This is a genomic window from Kribbella qitaiheensis (genome assembly GCF_014217565.1).
GTDB lineage: Bacteria > Actinomycetota > Actinomycetes > Propionibacteriales > Kribbellaceae > Kribbella > Kribbella qitaiheensis_A.
This window is the reverse complement of sequence record NZ_CP043661.1, coordinates 3285558-3303063: the sequence shown is the minus strand read 5'-3', so window position 1 is coordinate 3303063 and position 17506 is coordinate 3285558. Positions and strand designations below refer to the sequence as shown.

The window sequence follows — 17506 nt, the reverse complement described above, 5'->3', positions numbered from 1 at the left end:
GGACCGCGTCGACGAGCCACTGGGCCCTGGGCGAGACGGTTGCTAGCGGCAATGAACCGTCGTGCTCGAGTGGGCCGGTGTGGACGTAGAGATCGCGGATCCCTGTCCCGGTGAGCTGTTTGGCGAGTCCCGGCGGCGACGCGACCAGCGACGCTAGTGCCCGATCAGCTCCGGTCTGGACGGAGGCCGTCGTACAGGATTTCGAGCATCTTGTCCCGAACGAGCGGTTCGAGGTTCGCCGCTGTCGCGCCGCGGGATGCGCCGATCAGCAAGGCATACACCTCCGGGAAGTCCGCGTCGTCTCGTACCGCGTCGCTCTGCTGGGCGCGGCTGAGCAGCGTGCCGAATGCTTCTCGCATCCCGGCCCCCGCGTTCCGGGCGGATGCACCGGCCGCGGATCCAGAAGCGAGCAGTGCCTCCGCGATCGCGAGTTTGGTCGACGCCTCCGCGACCACCTGACTGAAGAACCCGAAGAAGGCGGCGCCCGCATCGGCCTCGCCGGCCAGTTCGGTGGCACGATCGCGCAGCCGTTCCAGCCGCACGGTGAGGACGGCCTCGAGCAGTTCGGTCTTGGTCGGGAAGTGCCGGAAGACGGTGCCGATCCCGACCCCGGCGAGCTTGGCCACGTCCTCGGTGGACGCGCCCGGCGTCCGCCCGAAGATCTCCTCGGCCGCCGCCAGGACCCGCTTGCGGTTGTCCTGCGCATCAGCTCGCAACAGCCATGCCTCCTTGGTCGTCGCCCAGCCTAGGAGACGGCGCTTGGCGACGAAAGTTGTAAACGGAGTTGCTACTCCGTATATTCGGAGCAATGACTCCGTTTAGAAGGGATCCGCCATCACTCCCACTGAGGTGTTCCTGCGATTGGTGCGCGGTGTTTGCGACCGCCGGTACGACGAACTGCCCGACTTGTACGCCGAACAGACCGACGTGCGGCATCCGATGTCGCCGTACGGGGACAAGCCTTTGCTGTCCCGGGACGCGCTCCGCGAGCACTTCGGGGGCGTGGGGCCGCGGGTCGCCGGGGCGGTCCGGTTCGAACCGGCCAACCTGCGGATCCACGAGACGCTGGATCCGGAGGTGATCGTGGCGGAGTTCGACTACGCCGGCACCGCGATCGAGACGGGCGAGCCGTTCACCGTCCCCTGTGTGTTCGTACTACGGGTCCGCGACGGCCTCGTTGTCGAGTCGCGCGACTACATCGACCATGTCGCGATGTCCCGCGCCCGCGGTCAGCTGGACGAGTTGATCGCCGTACTGGCGGGAACCGCTGGGCGGCCCGGCCCGCGTCGTAGTCGCCAGCAGCGCAAACGACCCCGGTCCGAGGCGATAACGCCGGACCGGGGTCGTTCCAATCACCTAGCTGATCAGCGGTCGCCCATCGGGACGTACTGGACGCCGCGCTGGCCGGTGTAGATCTGCTTCGGCCGGGCGATCTTCTGGTCGCTGTCGCCGAGCGACTCCGCCCACTGCGCCAGCCAGCCCGACGTACGCGGGATGGCGAACAGCACGGTGAACATCTCCGGCGGGAACTGCAGGGCCTCGTAGATCAGGCCGGAGTAGAAGTCGACGTTCGGGTAGAGCTTGCGGGAGACGAAGTACTCGTCCTCCAGCGCGATCTTCTCCAGCTCGACGGCGATCTTCAGCAGCGGGTTGATGCCCGTCACCTCGAACACGTCGTCGGCAGCCTTCTTGATGATCTTGGCGCGCGGGTCGTAATTCTTGTAGACCCGGTGGCCGAAGCCCATCAGCCGCTCTTCGCCCGCCTTCACGCCCTCGATGAACGACGGCACGTTCTCGACCGTGCCGATCCGGCGCAGCATCTTCAGCACCGCCTCGTTGGCGCCACCGTGCAGCGGGCCGTAGAGGGCGGCGATGCCACCGGTGACGGCGGAGTACGGGTCGACCTGGGTCGAGCCGATCGCGCGGACCGCGTTGGTGGAGGCGTTCTGCTCGTGGTCGGCGTGCAGGATGAACAGGATCTCGAGCGCACGCACCAACCGGTCGTCGGCGGCGTACTTCGGCTCGCTCATCTTGAACAGCATCGACAGGAAGTTCGCCGCGTAGCTGAGCTCGTTGTCGGGGTAGACGTACGGCTTGCCCTGCGCGTGCCGGAAGGCGAAGGCGCCCAGCGTCGGCATCTTGGCGATCATCCGGCGGATCTGCAGCGCCCGCGACTCCTCGTCGAAGATGTCGCGCGACTCCGGGTAGAAGGTGGACAGCGCACCGACCGAGGCGAGCAGCATGCCCATCGGGTGCGCGTCGTACCGGAAGCCCTGCATGAAGGTCTTCAGGTTCTCGTGCACGAACGTGTGATAAGTCACGTCGTGCGCCCAGCCCTCGTACTCGGCCTTGTTCGGGAGCTTCCCGTTCACCAGGAGGTACGCGACCTCTAGGTAGTTGGACTGCTCCGCGAGCTGCTCGATCGGGTAGCCGCGGTACTCGAGGATGCCCTTGTCGCCGTCGATGAAGGTGACGGACGAGCGGGTGGAGGCGGTGTTGACGAAGCCCGGGTCGTAGGTGGCCAGGCCACCGTCGCCCTCGGCTGCGCTGATCTGCTTGAGATCGGCGGCACGGATAGTGCCATCGGTGATGGCAAGGTCGTAGTCCTTGCCGGTCCGGTTGTCCCGGACGGTGAGCGACTGTTCGGTCACAATGCCCTCTTTGCAAGCTGGCGTCATCGCCCGGAGAGTGAGGGTTATCGTCGCCGGCGGGACGCGGATCGGACTGCAATCTTCACGGCTAAACTAGTGCGGTCCTCAGCTCGTTCCAAGCCGGGGTGCCCAGCTGGCTCGGGCTCACTTTGACCCAAAGGCTCCCGCGCCGGTATTCTGGGCTGTCGTTGTGCGTTTCTAGGTCTGTTCCCGGTTGCAATGGGGTATGGCGGACCGCTCGCCGACGTACTTATTTGTCAACCTCTGAGAAACGAAGGTCAACGACCGTGCGCACGTACAGCCCGAAGCCTGCTGACCTCACTCGTGAGTGGCATGTGATCGACGCCACCGACGTCGTGCTCGGTCGGCTCGCCGTCCAGATCGCAACCCTGCTGCGCGGCAAGCACAAGCCGACGTTCGCTCCGCACATGGACGGGGGTGACTTCGTCGTCGTCATCAACGCCTCGAAGATCAGCCTGTCCGGCAAGAAGCGGACCGACAAGCTGGCCTACCGCCACTCGGGTCACCCGGGTGGTCTGACCGCCACGCCGGTCGGCGAGATCCTCGACAAGGACCCTCGCAAGGCCGTCGAGAAGGCTGTTTGGGGCATGCTCCCGAAGAACCGTCTCAGCCGGCAGCTGCTCGGCAAGCTGAAGGTTTACGCCGGTCCGGAGCACCCGCACACGGCCCAGCAGCCGAAGACGTTCGAGATCACCCAGATCGCTCAGTAGTAGCGGTCGACGAGCCAGTTAAACGAGGATTCCCAGCGTGAGCGACATCACCACCGAGACCGCAGACCTCGACACCGAGGTGCCCATCGACACCGAGGGTCCGGTCGCCTACACCTCCGAGACGAACCCGAGCCCGGAGCAGCGCGCCGAGTCCGGTCGCGTCGCGGTGATCAACCCGGCCGGCGCGACCGGCCGCCGCAAGGAGGCCGTCGCTCGCGTCCGCCTCATCCCGGGGACGGGCACCATCACCGTCAACGGCAAGCCGATCGACGTGTACTTCCCGAACAAGGTGCACCAGCAGCACGTCAACGAGCCGTTCGTCGTCGCCGGGCTCGAGGGCTCGTACGACGTCATCGCGCGGATCAACGGCGGCGGCATCACCGGCCAGGCCGGTGCGCTGCAGCTGGGGATCGCCCGTTGCCTGAACGCCGCCGACGAGGAGGCGAACCGGCCTGGTCTGAAGAAGGCCGGTCTGCTCAGCCGCGACGCGCGGATCAAGGAGCGTAAGAAGGCCGGTCTCAAGAAGGCCCGTAAGGCTCCGCAGTACAGCAAGCGCTGATCACCTGATGTCGCGTTTGTTCGGCACGGACGGCGTCCGTGGCCTGGCGAACGTGGACCTGACCGCGGAGCTGGCACTCGACCTGTCGGTCGCTGCCGCTCACGTACTCGGCGAGGCCGGTGCCTTCGAAGGGCACCGGCCACGCGCCGTTGTGGGCCGGGATCCGCGTGCCAGTGGTGAGTTCCTGGAAGCCGCCGTGGTGGCCGGTCTGGCCAGTGCCGGCGTCGATGTCGTCCGGCTCGGCGTGCTGCCGACCCCGGCCGTCGCCTATCTGACCGGTTCGACCGGCTCGGACCTCGGCGTGATGCTGTCCGCCAGCCACAACCCGATGCCCGACAACGGCATCAAGTTCCTGGCCCGCGGCGGGATCAAGCTCGACGACGTGATCGAGGACGCCATCGAGGTCCGCGTCGGCGAGGAGTGGCAGCGTCCGACCGGCTCGGCTGTCGGCCGGGTCCTGGACGACGGGCAGGGCTTCGAGACCTATGTCTCGCACCTGGTCCGGTCCGCCCCGAACCGGTTCGACGGCGTCAAGGTCGTCGTCGACTGCGCCAACGGCGCCGCCTCGCTGACCGCCCCGGAGGCCCTGCGTCGCCTCGGCGCCGAGGTGATCACGTACGGCGCTTCGCCGGACGGCCTGAACATCAACCTCGAGTGCGGCTCCACCCACATGGAGGGGCTGCGCCGTGAGGTGATCGGCCACCGTGCCGACCTCGGCATCGCGCTCGACGGCGACGCCGATCGCTGCCTGGCCGTCGACGGGGCCGGTGAGTTGGTCGACGGTGACCAGATCCTCGCGATCCTGGCCCTGGCCATGCGCGACAGCGGCCGGCTGTTCAACGACACCGTCGTGGCGACCGTGATGAGCAACCTCGGCTTCGTCCAGGCGATGGTCCGGGAGCAGATCGCGGTCGAGCAGACCAAGGTCGGCGACCGTTACGTCCTGGAAGCGATGAAGGCAGGCGGCCACAAGCTCGGCGGCGAACAGTCCGGGCACGTGATCCTGTCCGATCACGCCACCACCGGCGACGGCACCCTCACCGCCGTCATGCTGCTGGCCCGGGTCGCTCAGACCGGCAAGTCACTGGCCGACCTGGCCGCCGTGATGACCCGCCTCCCGCAGATCCTCGTCAACGTCCCCGGCGTCGACAAGTCCCGCGCCGGCACGGACCCCACCGTCCAGGCCCGCCGTAGTTGCCGCCACAGCCCGCCTGGGCGACACCGGGCGAGTCCTCCTCCGCCCCTCCGGCACGGAACCCCTCGTCCGAGTCATGGTCGAAGCCGAATCCTCAGCCACCGCGGCCGAGGTAGCCCACGACCTGGCCGACGTAGTAGCCACCTCCCTCAAGCTCTGACCACACCCCCCAAACCCCGCTGACCGCTCTGCCGTCAGCGGGGTTTGTCGTCCTACGCCCACGCGGCTCCTCCGTCGCAGCTCCCACCCACCCCGGTCCGCCGCTCCTCCGTCGCGGCTCGTGCCCAGGGCGCAGGCCGCTTTCGGGCTAGTAGCAGGCCCATGCCGGAGGCGCTCCGTTCTTAAAAGAGGGGCAGGTTGGGGCATCGTGGGGCAAGTAGTGGATAACGGCCGAGTACGTTGCCGAAGCGGGCCTAGGGTTACTCTCCGTGCGCACTGGTCTCGTCCTTTATGGTCCGCCTGCAGCAGGATTGGACACCGTCACACAGGCACTGGGTGAGCTCGACTCACGATTCGTCCGGTTTCAACGGCTGAAGGTCGGCGCCGGGCGTTCAGCCGGATGTCGGCTCGTTTCTCTCGAACAACTGGCCGCCATCGATGACGCAGGACAGCTCGTCTACCTGAGCAGCCGGGGTGATGTGCTCTACGGCATCGATCGGCCGGCGCTGCTTGAGCAGGTGTCCGATGGTCTGGTTCCGATTGTTCAGCTACGGCAGGCTGCGGGCATCAGCGCCCTGCTGGCAGCAGGTCTATCTGTCACCTGGTTTGTGGTCTGCCTCTGGTGTCCGCGAGAAGTAAGCGAGCAGCGCCTCGCTCAAGCTGACCTCTCGTCCGGCGGCGGGCACCTGAAAGTATGGGACGAGGTCCAGCGCGAGTTGCGTGTCGCTGATCCGGGGATGTTCGATCTGACCTTGAACACCGCCAGTGTCTCTCCGCGAACGCTGGCGGCTGTGGTCGCCCGGGCGGTGGCGCTCGACCCGGCGTCGAACGCCATTTTTGAGGTCGTCACCCGGCGTGCAAGGCAACTGTTCGGAAGGCCGCGGTTCATTGGCTATCTCCAGCACTGTGGCGGGAGCGAGCGGGCGGCCTTGGAGTTCTACCGCTGGAACAATGCGATGGCCGCAGCGATGTGGGAGGTGATCGGCTATCTCGAGATCGCACTTCGGAATGCCCTCGCCGCCAGGATGAGCGATCGGCACCGCCGCATGCGCAGGCGAGGTTCGTGGCTGGACGATCCCTTCCATGAACTGGACCCCCACAGCCGAGATGACATCCTCAGCGCCCGTCGGCGTGCCGTCCGCAAATCCAAGCCTGTCGGCGATGGTCAGACTATCGCCGAGTTGGGCTTCGGATTCTGGCGCTACCTGCTGGCGCGCCGTTACAGCTCGAACCTCTGGCCGGATCTGGCCGGTGCCTTTCCGCATGCGCCGGACCGTGCGCGGGAGACGGTCGAGCTCCCAGTCATTCGGCTTCACGACTTCCGGAACAGGCTTGCGCACCACGAGCGCATCTGGACGGCGCCGCTTCGTGAACTCCACGACGAAATGCTCCGGCTGCTCGCCTTCGTCGACCAAGATCTGTCTTCCTGGGTCGCTGATCAGAGCAGGGTGGCCGAGCTCCTGCAGAGCTGCCCGCAACCATTGCCCAATCCCTGACCTGTTGCAGGGTCTCGGCATCTGCCGCGGGCATGTAATGTAGAGAACGAAGACCTTGGGTCAGTCCCTGGTAGTCCGCTTGCGGGCAGGCCACACTGCCAAGGTTCCGGTATTTCAAAGCCCCTGGGTACGCCCAGGGGCTTTGCCGTTTCCCGGCCAGCTGATCTAGCTGCCCCCGCTGTCCGGCTGGAGTGCCCTTTGGATGCGGCGCATTCTCCGAGTCCGCCTTCAGCCCAGCCCAAGCAACCCGCACCCGGCAGCGAGCCGCGACGCAGGAGCGGCGGGACAGGGGTGGGTGGGAGTGGCGACGGAGGAGGTGCGTGGGGTGTAGTTCAAGCGTTTGGGGGGTGCTGTGGGTTGCTGGGGGTGTGCGGGGCGTGTTGGATGAGGTTGGGGTTTGCCCTTGACCGGCGGTCGATCGCGTGGGTAACTTTCGCGTGCGGGGGCACGATCGTAATTCAATTACCTGAGGGGTCGGATATGTCCGCCTTGCGCCGCTTCGCTATTGCCAGCCTTGCCACCGCGACCGTCGGAGCCCTCGTGCCCGCCGTCGCGGTCAGCGCGCCATTGCCTGAGTCCAAGAGTGCCCAACCGCCGAAGCCGGCGCAGATCAGCAGTCTGCAGCAGGCGACGAAGGCCGTCCAGGGCATGTCGCTGGAGGACAAGATCGGGCAGCTGTTCGTGTTGTTCGCCTACGGTCCGGACGCCGCGACGCCTGACGCGCGCAACACCGCCCTGTACGGCGTGGCGACACCCGCCGAGGTGGTCGCGAAGTACCACCCGGGCGGCTGGATCTACTTCAACGCGCGCGACAACGTGCAGAACCCGACCCAGCTCGCGACGTACTCGAACCAGCTCCAAACAGCAGCCGTCAAAACCGGTCTGCACCTCCCGCTGACCATCGCGACCGACCAGGAGCAAGGCGTCGTCGTCCGGATCGGCCCGCCCGCCACCCAGTTCGGCGGCAACATGGCCCACGGCGCGACCCGCGACACCGCCGACGCCCGGACCGCGGCAGGGATCACCGGCCACGAGCTGAAGGCGATGGGCATCCGCGAGGACTACGCCCCGGTCGCCGACGTCAACGTCAACGCGCTCAACCCCGTCATCGGCGTACGGTCGTTCTCCTCCGACCCGAAGCTGGTGTCGGACATGGTCGTCGCCCAGGTGCAGGGCTACCAGAACGACGCCGGCATCGCCGCGACCGCGAAGCACTTCCCAGGCCACGGCGACACCGTCGACGACAGCCACACCGCGCTGCCGACGATCAACCACACCCGCGAGCAGTGGAACACGATCGATGCGCCCTCGTTCAAGGCCGCGATCAAGGCCGGCATCGACTCGATCATGACCGCGCACATCGTCGTCCCGTCGCTCGACCCGTCCGGTGACCCGGCGACGCTGAGCAAGCCGATCCTGACCGGCGTACTGCGTGGCGAGCTCGGGTTCAAGGGTCTGATCGTCACCGACGCACTCGAGATGGCGGCGGTCCGGGCCAAGTACGGCGACGCCGAGGTGGCCGTTCGCGCGATCGAGGCCGGCGCCGACCAGGTGCTGCTGCCGCCGGCTCCGGACGTGCAGTTCAAGGCGGTCGTCGACGCGGTGAAGTCGGGCCGCATCAGCGAGCGCCAGATCAACGAGAGCGTGCTCCGGGTGCTGTTGATGAAGATCAAGAACGGCGTCCTGTTCCAGCCGTTCGTCGACCCCGCGAAGATCGCGACCACAGTCGGTACGCCGGCCAGCCTGGCGACCGCGCAGAAGATCGTCGACAAGAGCATCACGCTGGTCAAGAACAACACCAGCACCCTGCCGCTGAGCAAGACCTCGCGCAGCATCCTGGTCACCGGCTGGGGCGTCACCACGACCCAATCGCTGGCGAACAGTCTCACCACGCGAGGTGCGACCACGACGGTCGCTCAGACCGGTGCCGCACCGACGGACGCCGCGATTGCCGACGCGGTCACGAAGGCGCAGGCCAACGACGTGACCGTGGTGCTCACCCAGAAGGCGTGGGACACGAAGGTGACGGACAAGCTGGCCAAGCAGCAGAAGCTCGTGAAGGACCTGCTGGCCACCGGCAAGACCGTCATCGTCGTGGCTGTCCGCGACCCGTACGACATTGCGTACTTCGACCAAGCGCCGACATACCTGGCCACCTACGGCTACGCGGCTGTCTCGATGGAGTCGCTGACCAAGGTCCTGTACGGCGAGATCGCCCCGACAGGCAAGCTCCCTGTCGACATCCCGGTCGCGGGCCAGCCGCAGACGCCCTTGTACCCCTTCGGCCACGGATTGAGCTGGTGACCCAACCATGAAGAGACGTTCCCTGCTCGCCGGAGCCGGCGCCCTCGCGGCCGCCCCGCTGATCGACATAGCCGCAGCACAAGCAGCACAAGCGCAGGAAGCCAAGCAGAAGACGGTCATGACCGGCGCCCAGGCGCTGGCGAACGACGACTGGAAGGCGCTCGCCGGCCAGAAGATCGGCGTGATCAGCAACCCGACCGGCATCCTCGACGACCTGAGCCACATCGTCGACACCATGCACGCGTCCGGCAAGGTCAACGTCGTCGCGGTCTTCGGCCCCGAGCACGGTTTCCGCGGTAGCGCCCAAGCGGGCGGTTCCGAGGGTGACCATGTCGACCCACGCACCGGGATCATGGTCTACGACGCGTACGGCGCGGCCGCGGACAAGCTCGCCACGCTCTATGCGAAGTCCGGCGTCGAGACCGTCGTCTTCGACATCCAGGACGTCGGCGCGCGGTTCTACACCTACATCTGGACCATGTACGAAGCGATGCTCGCCGCCGTCCGCACCGGCGCGCGCTTCGTCGTACTGGACCGGCCGAACCCGACCGGCGGCTACGCCCGCGGCCCGATGCTGAAGCCGGGGTTCACCTCGGGCGTCGGCAAGCGGGAGATCATCCAGCAGCATGGGATGACCGTCGGCGAGCTGGCCCGGCTGTTCAACGCGGAGTACCTGCCGCTGGACACGAACGGCGCCCGGCTCAAGGAACTGCAGGTCATCGAGGTCAAGGGCTGGAAGCGCGATCAGCTGTACGCCGACACCGGGCTGACCTGGGTGATGCCGAGTCCGAACATGCCGACGCCGGACACCGCGTTGCTCTACCCGGGCCTGTGTCTGTTCGAGTCGACCAACATGTCCGAAGGTCGCGGCACCACGCGACCGTTCGAGCTGATCGGCGCCCCGTACGTCGACTATCGGTGGGCCGAGGCGTTGCAGGCCAAGAACATCCCAGGTGTCGATTTCCGCGAGGCCTACTTCACCCCGTTCATCAGCAAGAACGCGAACGTGCTGTGCGGGGGTGTCCAGGTCCAGATCACCGATCCGCACCGGGCCGAGGCGATCCTGGCCGCGACGCACATGATCGTCGAGGCCAAGAAGCTGTACCCGGGTTTCGCCTGGCGTACTGGTGACAACCCGCCCGGCCGGTGGATCGATCTGCTCTCCGGCTCGGACCGGTTCCGCACCATGCTCGACGGCGGTGCCACGGCCGAGGCGATCGTCGCCGCCTGGCAGGCCGAAACGGACGCCTGGACCGACCGGCGCGCGAAGTACCTGCTCTACAAGGGAGATCACCGGTGAAGCTGGTCAAACTGATCGCGCTAACCTCTACCCTGATGCTCACCATGACCACCCCTGCGATTGCCTCCGGCAACAAATCTGGCCGCTTCGACCACCCGTACGACGGGTACGCGCCGAAGTCCACCCTGCTGCGGGACTCGACTCCGGGCAAGGCCGGCCTCGACCCCGCCCCGATCGACGCCGCGCTGGCCCAGGTCGCGGGCTGGACCAAGCCGTCGGGCACCGTCCATCCCTTGTACGCCGGTGCCGTCACGCTGCTCGGCCACGACGGCAAGATCGTCACCCGCAACGCGACCGGGATGGCGCTGAAGTACTCCGACGGCAGCGGAACAGAACTCCCCGCGGACCAGCAGATCCCGATGCGGAACGACACCATTTTCGACCTGGCGTCGGTGTCCAAGCTCTTCACCTCGATCGTGATCCTGCAATTGGTCGAGAAGGGCAAGGTCGATCTCGACACCCCGATCGCGACGTACGTTCCGGAGTTCGCCGAGAACGGCAAAGCCGCGATCACCGTCCGGCAGGCGCTCACGCACACCACCGGCCTGCCCGCATTCCTGCCGTTGTGGAGTGATCAGCCCACACCGGAGCTCCGCCTGCGGGAGGCGCTCACCGCGAAGCTGAAGAACCCACCGGGCAGCACCTATCTGTACTCCGACCTGAACCTGATCTCGCTCGGTGAGCTCGCGCACCGGGTCACCGGCAAGACCCTGGACAAGCTGGTAGCCGACGGCATCACCAAGCCGCTGCAGATGCGCGACACCGGCTACAACCCGGACGAGAAGAAGAAGCCGCGGATCGCCGCCACGGAGTACCAGACGGCTCCGCCGCGCGGGATGGTCTGGGGTTCGGTGCACGACGAGAACGCCTGGTCGCTCGGCGGCGTCGCCGGTCACGCGGGCGTCTTCAGTACTGCGGACGACCTGGCCGTCCTCGCCCAGACCTTCCTGAACGGCGGTAGCTATCGCGGCGCGCGGATCCTCAAGGACGGCTCCGTCACCGCGATGATCACCAACTTCAACCAGGGCTTCCCGGGCAACGATCACGGGCTCGGTTTCGAGCTGAACCAGCGGTGGTACATGGGCGGCCTGTCAGGACCCCGTACGGCGGGGCACACCGGCTACACCGGGACGTCGATCGTGATCGACTTCGACTCCCGCTCGTTCGCGATCCTGCTCACCAACCGGGTGCACCCGAGCCGCAACTGGGGCAGCAACAACCCCGCGCGGCGCGCCGTAGTACAAGGTCTGGCTCTCTCCTTGGGAGTGGGTCCGCAGCACGGCAAGGACGCGTGGTTCTCCGGGACGACAGACGCCAGTACTACGACGCTCGCGGTGCCTGTCGCCGTGCCGGCCGGCGGTGCGAAGCTCGCCTTCGACCTGTTCGTCGACACCGAGGACTCGGATCTGCTGTATCTGGAGACCTCGGCCGACGGGACCACCTGGACCAAGGTGCCCTTCACCGTGATGGATCGCGGGACCGTGATCGACACGGACGGGTCGATCAGCGGCTCCGGCGACCGGCACTGGCATCAGGTGTCGGCAGAGCTCGGAACGGGCCAGCAGACGCTGCGTTGGCGCTATACGTCGGACCCGCTCTACCAAGGCCGTGGCGTCTACGTGGACGGGGTCAAGATCAGCGCCGGCCGCCAGGTGCTTTTCGACGGCGAACGGACACCTGAATCATTTTCCGCTTCGGGTTGGAGACTTTCGCGTCGGTGACCCCATTGGGTGCTTAGTCGCCGTACGGTGGCGTCATGACTTCAGTTACCTCTCCAGAACCCACGGGGCCGCTGCTGGTCCGGGTCCGCGCGGTGATGCCCGCGCTGGCGCCGGCCGAGCAGCGGGTGGCGAACGCGGTCCTCGCGGACCCGGGCGGAGTGGCGGCGATGACGATCTCCGAACTGGCCGAGGTGGCATCCACCTCGGAGACCACGGTCATCCGGTTCTGCAAGCAGATCGGCGTTCCCGGCTATCCGCAGCTCCGCCTGCAGTTGGCGGCCCAGTCGGCCACGGAGAACATCAGGCCCGGGGTCGGTGGCGACATCGAACCAGGGGACTCGCTCGCGGACGTGGTCGGCAAGGTCGCCTTCGCGGACGAGCGGGCGGTCCGGGAGACCGCGCAGCAGCTAGACGTGGAATCGTTGGCCAAGGTCGTCGCAGCGGTCGCCAAGGCGCCGCGTGTCGACCTGTACGGATCCGCGGCCAGCTCCTTCGTCGCGCTCGACCTGCAGCAGAAACTGCACCGGATCCGCCGGGTGGCGTTCGCCTGGTCGGACGTGCACGTGGCGCTGACCAGCGCGGCGCTGCTCGGTGAGGGCGACGTGGCGATCGGGATCTCCCATACCGGCACCACGGTCGAGGTGATCGAGGCGGTCGAGGAGGCGGCCAAGCACGGCGCCACCACGGTCGCGGTGACGAACTTCCCCCGCTCGCCGCTCGCGCACACGGCGGATCTGGTGCTGACCACCGCCGCCCGCGAGACGACATACCGATCCGGCGCGATGTCGAGCCGGATCGCGCAACTGACGGTGATCGACTGTTTGTTCATCGGGGTGGCCCAGCTGGTGCTGCCGGACGCTCAGAAGGCGCTCGAGGCGACCGCCAACGCCGTCCGCGGGCACCGGGTCAAAGGTCCTGTCAATGATCAACAGAATTGAAAAATCTTCAGTAGAAAACTAACATCGTAGCTGTGATCACACCCACGGAGCAGCGCAACCCCAGGACGCTCGCGATCGATGCGGTGGGCACCACCGAGATCCTCCGGATGGTGAACGCGGAGGACGCCAGAGTCGCGGGCGCCGTCAGTGCTGTGATCCCTGAGCTCGCGCGGGTGGTGGACGCCGGCGTCGAGGCCATCCGGAACGGCGGCCGGGTGCACTACTTCGGCGCCGGGACCTCCGGTCGGCTGGCCGTCCTCGACGCCGCCGAGTTGTTGCCGACCTTCCACGCGCCGGACGATCTGGTGGTCGCCCATCACGCGGGCGGGATGGAAGCACTGCTGCGTGCCGTCGAGAACGTCGAGGACTCCGAGGAAGGCGGCGCCGCCGATGCCGCCGGGGTGACCGGCAAGGACCTGGTCATCGGCCTGGCAGCCTCCGGTACTACGCCGTACGTCGCGGGCGCGTTGGGTGCGGCCCGGGCAGTCGGTGCCACCACGGCGCTGGTGACGTCGAACCCGGCGGCCCCGCTGGCGGCGTACGCGGACATCCTGATCGCGCCGGACACCGGTCCCGAGGCGATCGCGGGCTCCACCCGGCTGAAGGCGGGCACCGCGCAGAAGATGATCCTGAACGCCTTCTCCACCACGCTGATGATCAAGCTCGGCCGGACCTGGTCGAACCTGATGGTCGACATGGTTGCCACCAACAACAAGCTTCGCGGCCGGATGCTGCGGATCCTGGCTGAGGCGACCGGCGCCGATCCGGACGCCTGCGCGGCTGCGCTGGCGGCCGCTGATGGCGAACTGAAGCCCGCTCTGGTGCATCTGCTCACCGGCAGCCCTGTGCCGGACGCACGCCAGGCTCTGGAAGAGACCGGTGGCCGGGTCGCGCTGGCCCTCGGGCAGCTGACCACGGCACGCTCCGACACCGCCTGAGTTCTTCAAGCGTTCGATCCCGGGATCGGTAAAACGGTTGGAGGCCGCAGCCCTCTCGTCTCTACAGTGACGAGAGTGAGTACCTCTGAGCGGATCGATCCGCGCGATGCCGAAGTCTTCGATGCCTGGTACGACGTCCACCGGGCGGCGCAGGACGAAGGGCGGGAGTTCCCCGTCAGCTGGGCCCGCGAGGAGATGCGGGTCGGCATGCTGGCGGAGAGTCCCTACTCGGACAAGGAGCTCTGGGCCGTCCGGGACGACGCCGGGGCGATCGCCGGCACGATGTATCTCGAGCTGCCGATGAAGGACAACACGGCCCTGGTCGAGGTCGCCATCGGGGTCCGGGCCGACGTGCGTCGGCAGGGCTACGGGACCGCCCTGGCCGGGATGCTCGAGGAGCGCGCGGCGGCCTTCGGGCGGACAGTTCTCCAGTCCGCGATCGACGTGCCCATCGATGGGGAGCAGACCGCCGGACAGGCGTTCGCGGCGGCCCACGGGCTGACGGTTGCCAATGTCGAGGTGCACCGGGTGCTGGAGCTGCCGCTCGCCGAGGACTTCCTCGCCGGGCTCGCTGCGAAGGCCGCTGAGCATCATCAGGGCTACGAGCTGGTCAGCTGGCAGAACCGCTGCCCCGACGAATATGTGGACGCCTACGCGGCTCTCCAGGCGACGTTCAACCTCGAAGCGCCGATGGGTGAGCTGGAGCTGGAGGCGCAGACTTACGACGCGGCCAGGGTCCGGGTGGTCGAGCAGCAGAGCATCGACCAGGGGCGCAATGGCTGGATCACCGTCGCGGTGGCTCCCGACGGCACGCTGGCCGGTCACACCGAGCTGTACGTCGGCGTCCATGATGCGCGCAACGCGTACCAGTGGGGCACGTTGGTCTCGCCGGCTCATCGGGGCCACCGGCTCGGACTGGCGCTGAAGGTCCGCAACCACACCGAACTGCAGCGCAGCCACTCCGAGCGGCGGATCGTGCACACCTGGAACGCCGAGCAGAACACGGCGATGAACGCCGTCAACGCGACGCTCGGCTACCGGCCGGTGGAGCTGGCCCAGGAGCTGCAGCGCCGAATTTGAAAAAAAGTTCGCCCGGATTAATCTGGAACAGTCCGGAAAATGCTTGCTTGACGGTCGGAAGGGATCCCCTTTGCGGGATCCCTTCCGTTGTTATTTCCTAACCCGTTGTCACAAATTGACCGGTTTGGAAACGAAGCGAATGCTTGAGTTCGGCCGCTTTGGAAATGGAGCGGCAGCCCCAATCGGGGGTGCGACGAAAAGCCCGATATGTATCAACGCGAACGGTAGTGGAGTCATCACTTTCGGTCCATAGCGGGACATCTCGATCGTGTCGTATGGTCACGTCATCGCCAGGCCTTGGTGGGGGACTGGTGCTCTGAATCCTTTGTGTTCAAGGCGAACTTCGGAGCTCGGATGACCATGGACGGTACTGTCGTGGTGCCCGGAACCACTATGGGTGCCCAGTGGGTCGACGACGTTCTACTGGCCGGTGACGCCAGTGATGTCTGTTTCTCGCTACCCACACCAATTGATCGTGGAATGCTGCGCCGGCTGGTCCGGGACAGGCAATCAGAGCTGGCCGATTCCGGTTTACGCCCGGGCGGAGCCGCTGCTTTGCGTTTACCGCCGTCAATGGCGTTCGTAACGCATTTGCTGGCGGTTTGGCGGTCCGGCGGGCAGGCGATCCTGCTCGATCACCGGCTGACCGACTACGAGGTCCGCCGGGCGATCGAGCGGCTGGTGCCACAGGTCGTGGTGTCGCCCGAACATCCGGTCCAGTCGGGCCTGCGCACGTTCGTCGAGGTCGACACCTCGGTGGCCAGCTACTCCGGCCATCCGGCGAACACCTCGCACGCCGTGGTGCAGCTGAGTTCTGGATCGACCGGCCCGTCGAAGGTGATCGGCCGGACGGCAGAGGACCTGATCGAGGAGGTGCTGCGCTACACCCAGATCGACGGTGTACCGCAGCGCGGCGAGCGGATCATCCTGCTCCCCTCGATGGTGCACGTGCTTGGCCTGGTCGGTGGGCTGATGTACGGCCTGCATGCCGGTGTCACGCTGGTCCCGCCGGCTCGCCTCACGGGTGACGCGATCCTGCAGGCGATCGCGAGTGGAACCGCGCCGGCGACCGTGCTCGGCGTCCCGTTCCACATCGGTCTGCTGGCCTCGGTCAACGAGCCGCCCGCGCTGCCGCAGTTCAAGCGGATGACGACCGGTGGTGAACTGGTGCCGTCGTCGGTCGTGAAGGCGTTCGAGCAGAAGTTCCAGGTCCCGCTCGGGAACATGTACGGGATGACCGAGGTCGGGGTGATCGGCACCGACCTGTTCGGGCCGGCACCGCCCGACGATCGAGCCGGCGCCGGGCATCGAAGTACGGGCTGTCGACGGTGAACTGCAGATCCGGCGGCCGGAGTCGCCGTACCTGGGGCTGTCGGATCCGTCGCGGTGGGCCGACGGCTGGCTGCGGACCAAGGACGCGGGCGTGGTCGATCCGGAGACCGGGCTGGTCTCGATCCTGGGTCGGCTGGACTCGCAGGTGAGTGTCGGTGGGCTGAAGGTCGACCTGACCGAGGTGGAGTACACCGTCGGCACGCTGCGCGGGGTGGAGGCCGCGGTGGTGGTCTTCGACGGCGCGATCACGGCTTACCTGCAGCTCGGCGAGCGGCGTGATGTGGCGCGGATCGAGGCGGAACTGGCTCAGCGGCTGGCGTCGTACAAGCGGCCGCGGAGTGTGCGGATCCTCGATCAGTTGCCGCGGACAACGACCGGGAAGCTGGTCCGCGACGTCACCGTACTGCGCAAGGCCGCACCGTGATGCTCGGTCACCCAAACCTCGGAAACCCCCACCGGCACTGCAACCGCCAGCACCGCTTCGGCTCGCACGGGCAACTGCAGCACGACCAGATCGGGCTCGACAGGGACGACACCCGACGGCATCAGGTGGGCGATCTCCGGTCGCAGGGCGGCGGGTCCGGGGTCGAGTGGCATTCGGCGGCGGAGGCCGGAGCCGCGCAGGCCGCGGCCGAGCGCCTTGCCGACGGCTTCCTTCGCGGTCCACAAACGCAGGAACGCGTCGAGCGGATCGGGCTGCTGGTGCAGCCAGGTCACCTCGGCGGGGTCGAACCAACGGCGAGCCATGCCGTCGATCTCGAACTCCCGACGACTTTCTACATCGACGCCGATCGGACCGGCGAAGCTCGCCGCCACGGCGACCAGCCCGCGGGCGTGGCTGAGGCTCACCGAGAGCCCATCGACCACAGGTCGGCCGGACGCTTCGTGACGCAACACCACACCGCCTGCGGCGGACCCGGCGCCACCCGCGCCGTGTGCGCCGGCGTCACTCGCGCCTTCGGCGCTCGGGGTGCGAAGGGTGGCGGCGAGGGTGCGGAGGAGGTCGTGGGCGGCCGATCGCTGGTCCCGACCGTGGTCCTGGCCGACAGCCGACACCCAGACGTGCACGGGGTTCAGATCGGACTGCCCGTGTTCTTCCACA

The 17506-nt window shown here is 67.2% G+C and carries 15 protein-coding genes and 1 pseudogene; 13 read left to right on the top strand and 3 right to left on the bottom strand.

What is annotated here, in order from left to right; genetic code table 11:
• Positions 1 to 164: 164 nt before the first annotated feature.
• Positions 165 to 716: a TetR/AcrR family transcriptional regulator gene (locus tag F1D05_RS15165; protein WP_185448292.1), complete on the bottom strand. Its 552-nt coding sequence runs from the start codon at positions 714 to 716 to the stop codon at positions 165 to 167.
• Positions 717 to 849: 133 nt separating this feature from the next.
• Here F1D05_RS15165 and F1D05_RS15160 point away from each other — a divergent pair, with 133 nt between their 5' ends.
• Positions 850 to 1413: a nuclear transport factor 2 family protein gene (locus tag F1D05_RS15160; RefSeq protein WP_246486716.1), complete on the top strand. Its 564-nt coding sequence runs from the start codon at positions 850 to 852 to the stop codon at positions 1411 to 1413.
• Here F1D05_RS15160 and F1D05_RS15155 read toward each other — a convergent pair.
• Entirely contained in the window at positions 1365 to 2651 is a 1287-nt protein-coding gene (locus tag F1D05_RS15155; protein WP_246486715.1) for a citrate synthase, read from the bottom strand. The genes F1D05_RS15160 and F1D05_RS15155 overlap by 49 nt on opposite strands.
• A 287-nt stretch (positions 2652 to 2938) precedes the next feature.
• On the opposite strand from F1D05_RS15155, the gene rplM reads away from it, so the two are divergent.
• The 12 genes and pseudogenes from rplM to F1D05_RS40240 all read left to right on the top strand — a co-directional run bounded on the left by rplM (position 2939) and on the right by F1D05_RS40240 (position 16828).
• Positions 2939 to 3382, top strand: coding sequence for a 50S ribosomal protein L13 (gene rplM / locus F1D05_RS15150; RefSeq protein WP_185448290.1), 444 nt, complete (start codon positions 2939 to 2941; stop codon positions 3380 to 3382).
• A gap of 37 nt (positions 3383 to 3419) precedes the next feature.
• Positions 3420 to 3941, top strand: a complete 522-nt coding sequence (gene rpsI, locus F1D05_RS15145; protein ID WP_185448289.1) for a 30S ribosomal protein S9 — start codon at positions 3420 to 3422, stop codon at positions 3939 to 3941.
• Positions 3942 to 3948: 7 nt separating this feature from the next.
• Positions 3949 to 5296, top strand: a pseudogene (glmM, locus tag F1D05_RS15140) (phosphoglucosamine mutase).
• A gap of 268 nt (positions 5297 to 5564) precedes the next feature.
• Positions 5565 to 6791: a hypothetical protein gene (locus tag F1D05_RS38870; RefSeq protein ID WP_206686223.1), complete on the top strand. Its 1227-nt coding sequence runs from the start codon at positions 5565 to 5567 to the stop codon at positions 6789 to 6791.
• A 480-nt stretch (positions 6792 to 7271) separates the two neighbouring features.
• Positions 7272 to 9095, top strand: a complete 1824-nt coding sequence (locus tag F1D05_RS15130) for a glycoside hydrolase family 3 protein (RefSeq protein ID WP_185448288.1) — start codon at positions 7272 to 7274, stop codon at positions 9093 to 9095.
• Positions 9096 to 9102: 7 nt separating this feature from the next.
• On the top strand, positions 9103 to 10395 hold the full coding sequence (locus tag F1D05_RS15125) for an exo-beta-N-acetylmuramidase NamZ family protein (protein ID WP_185448287.1): 1293 nt from the start codon (positions 9103 to 9105) through the stop codon (positions 10393 to 10395).
• Positions 10392 to 12116 (top strand): serine hydrolase domain-containing protein, encoded by a 1725-nt coding sequence (locus F1D05_RS15120; RefSeq protein ID WP_246486714.1) that lies wholly within the window; start codon positions 10392 to 10394, stop codon positions 12114 to 12116. The genes F1D05_RS15125 and F1D05_RS15120 overlap by 4 nt, the downstream gene beginning before the upstream one ends.
• A 35-nt stretch (positions 12117 to 12151) precedes the next feature.
• Entirely contained in the window at positions 12152 to 13054 is a 903-nt protein-coding gene (locus F1D05_RS15115; RefSeq protein ID WP_185448286.1) for a MurR/RpiR family transcriptional regulator, read from the top strand.
• Between the two features lie 32 nt (positions 13055 to 13086).
• Positions 13087 to 13992 carry an N-acetylmuramic acid 6-phosphate etherase gene (locus F1D05_RS15110; RefSeq protein ID WP_185448285.1) on the top strand — a complete coding sequence of 302 codons (906 nt, stop codon included), beginning with the start codon at positions 13087 to 13089 and terminating at the stop codon, positions 13990 to 13992.
• A gap of 75 nt (positions 13993 to 14067) precedes the next feature.
• Positions 14068 to 15072 carry a GNAT family N-acetyltransferase gene (locus F1D05_RS15105; RefSeq protein ID WP_185448284.1) on the top strand — a complete coding sequence of 335 codons (1005 nt, stop codon included), beginning with the start codon at positions 14068 to 14070 and terminating at the stop codon, positions 15070 to 15072.
• 354 nt (positions 15073 to 15426) lie between these two features.
• Positions 15427 to 16404 (top strand): AMP-binding protein, encoded by a 978-nt coding sequence (locus F1D05_RS40245; protein WP_246486713.1) that lies wholly within the window; start codon positions 15427 to 15429, stop codon positions 16402 to 16404.
• 91 nt (positions 16405 to 16495) lie between these two features.
• Positions 16496 to 16828, top strand: coding sequence for an AMP-binding enzyme (locus F1D05_RS40240; RefSeq protein WP_246486712.1), 333 nt, complete (start codon positions 16496 to 16498; stop codon positions 16826 to 16828).
• Here the strand turns inward: F1D05_RS40240 and F1D05_RS15095 are convergent.
• Positions 16759 to 17505 (bottom strand): 4'-phosphopantetheinyl transferase family protein, encoded by a 747-nt coding sequence (locus F1D05_RS15095; RefSeq protein WP_206686222.1) that lies wholly within the window; start codon positions 17503 to 17505, stop codon positions 16759 to 16761. The two genes, F1D05_RS40240 and F1D05_RS15095, sit on opposite strands and share 70 nt — an antisense overlap.
• Between the last annotated feature and the right edge of the window lies 1 nt (position 17506).

Excerpts from the sequence above, each read along its gene's own strand:
- F1D05_RS15130 (WP_185448288.1), top strand. The coding sequence starts at position 7,272 with ATGTCCGCCTTGCGCCGCTTCGCTATTGCCAGCCTTGCCACCGCGACC.
- F1D05_RS15125 (WP_185448287.1), top strand. The coding sequence starts at position 9,103 with ATGAAGAGACGTTCCCTGCTCGCCGGAGCCGGCGCCCTCGCGGCCGCC.
- F1D05_RS15115 (WP_185448286.1), top strand. The coding sequence starts at position 12,152 with ATGACTTCAGTTACCTCTCCAGAACCCACGGGGCCGCTGCTGGTCCGG.
- F1D05_RS40245 (WP_246486713.1), top strand. The coding sequence starts at position 15,427 with ATGACCATGGACGGTACTGTCGTGGTGCCCGGAACCACTATGGGTGCC.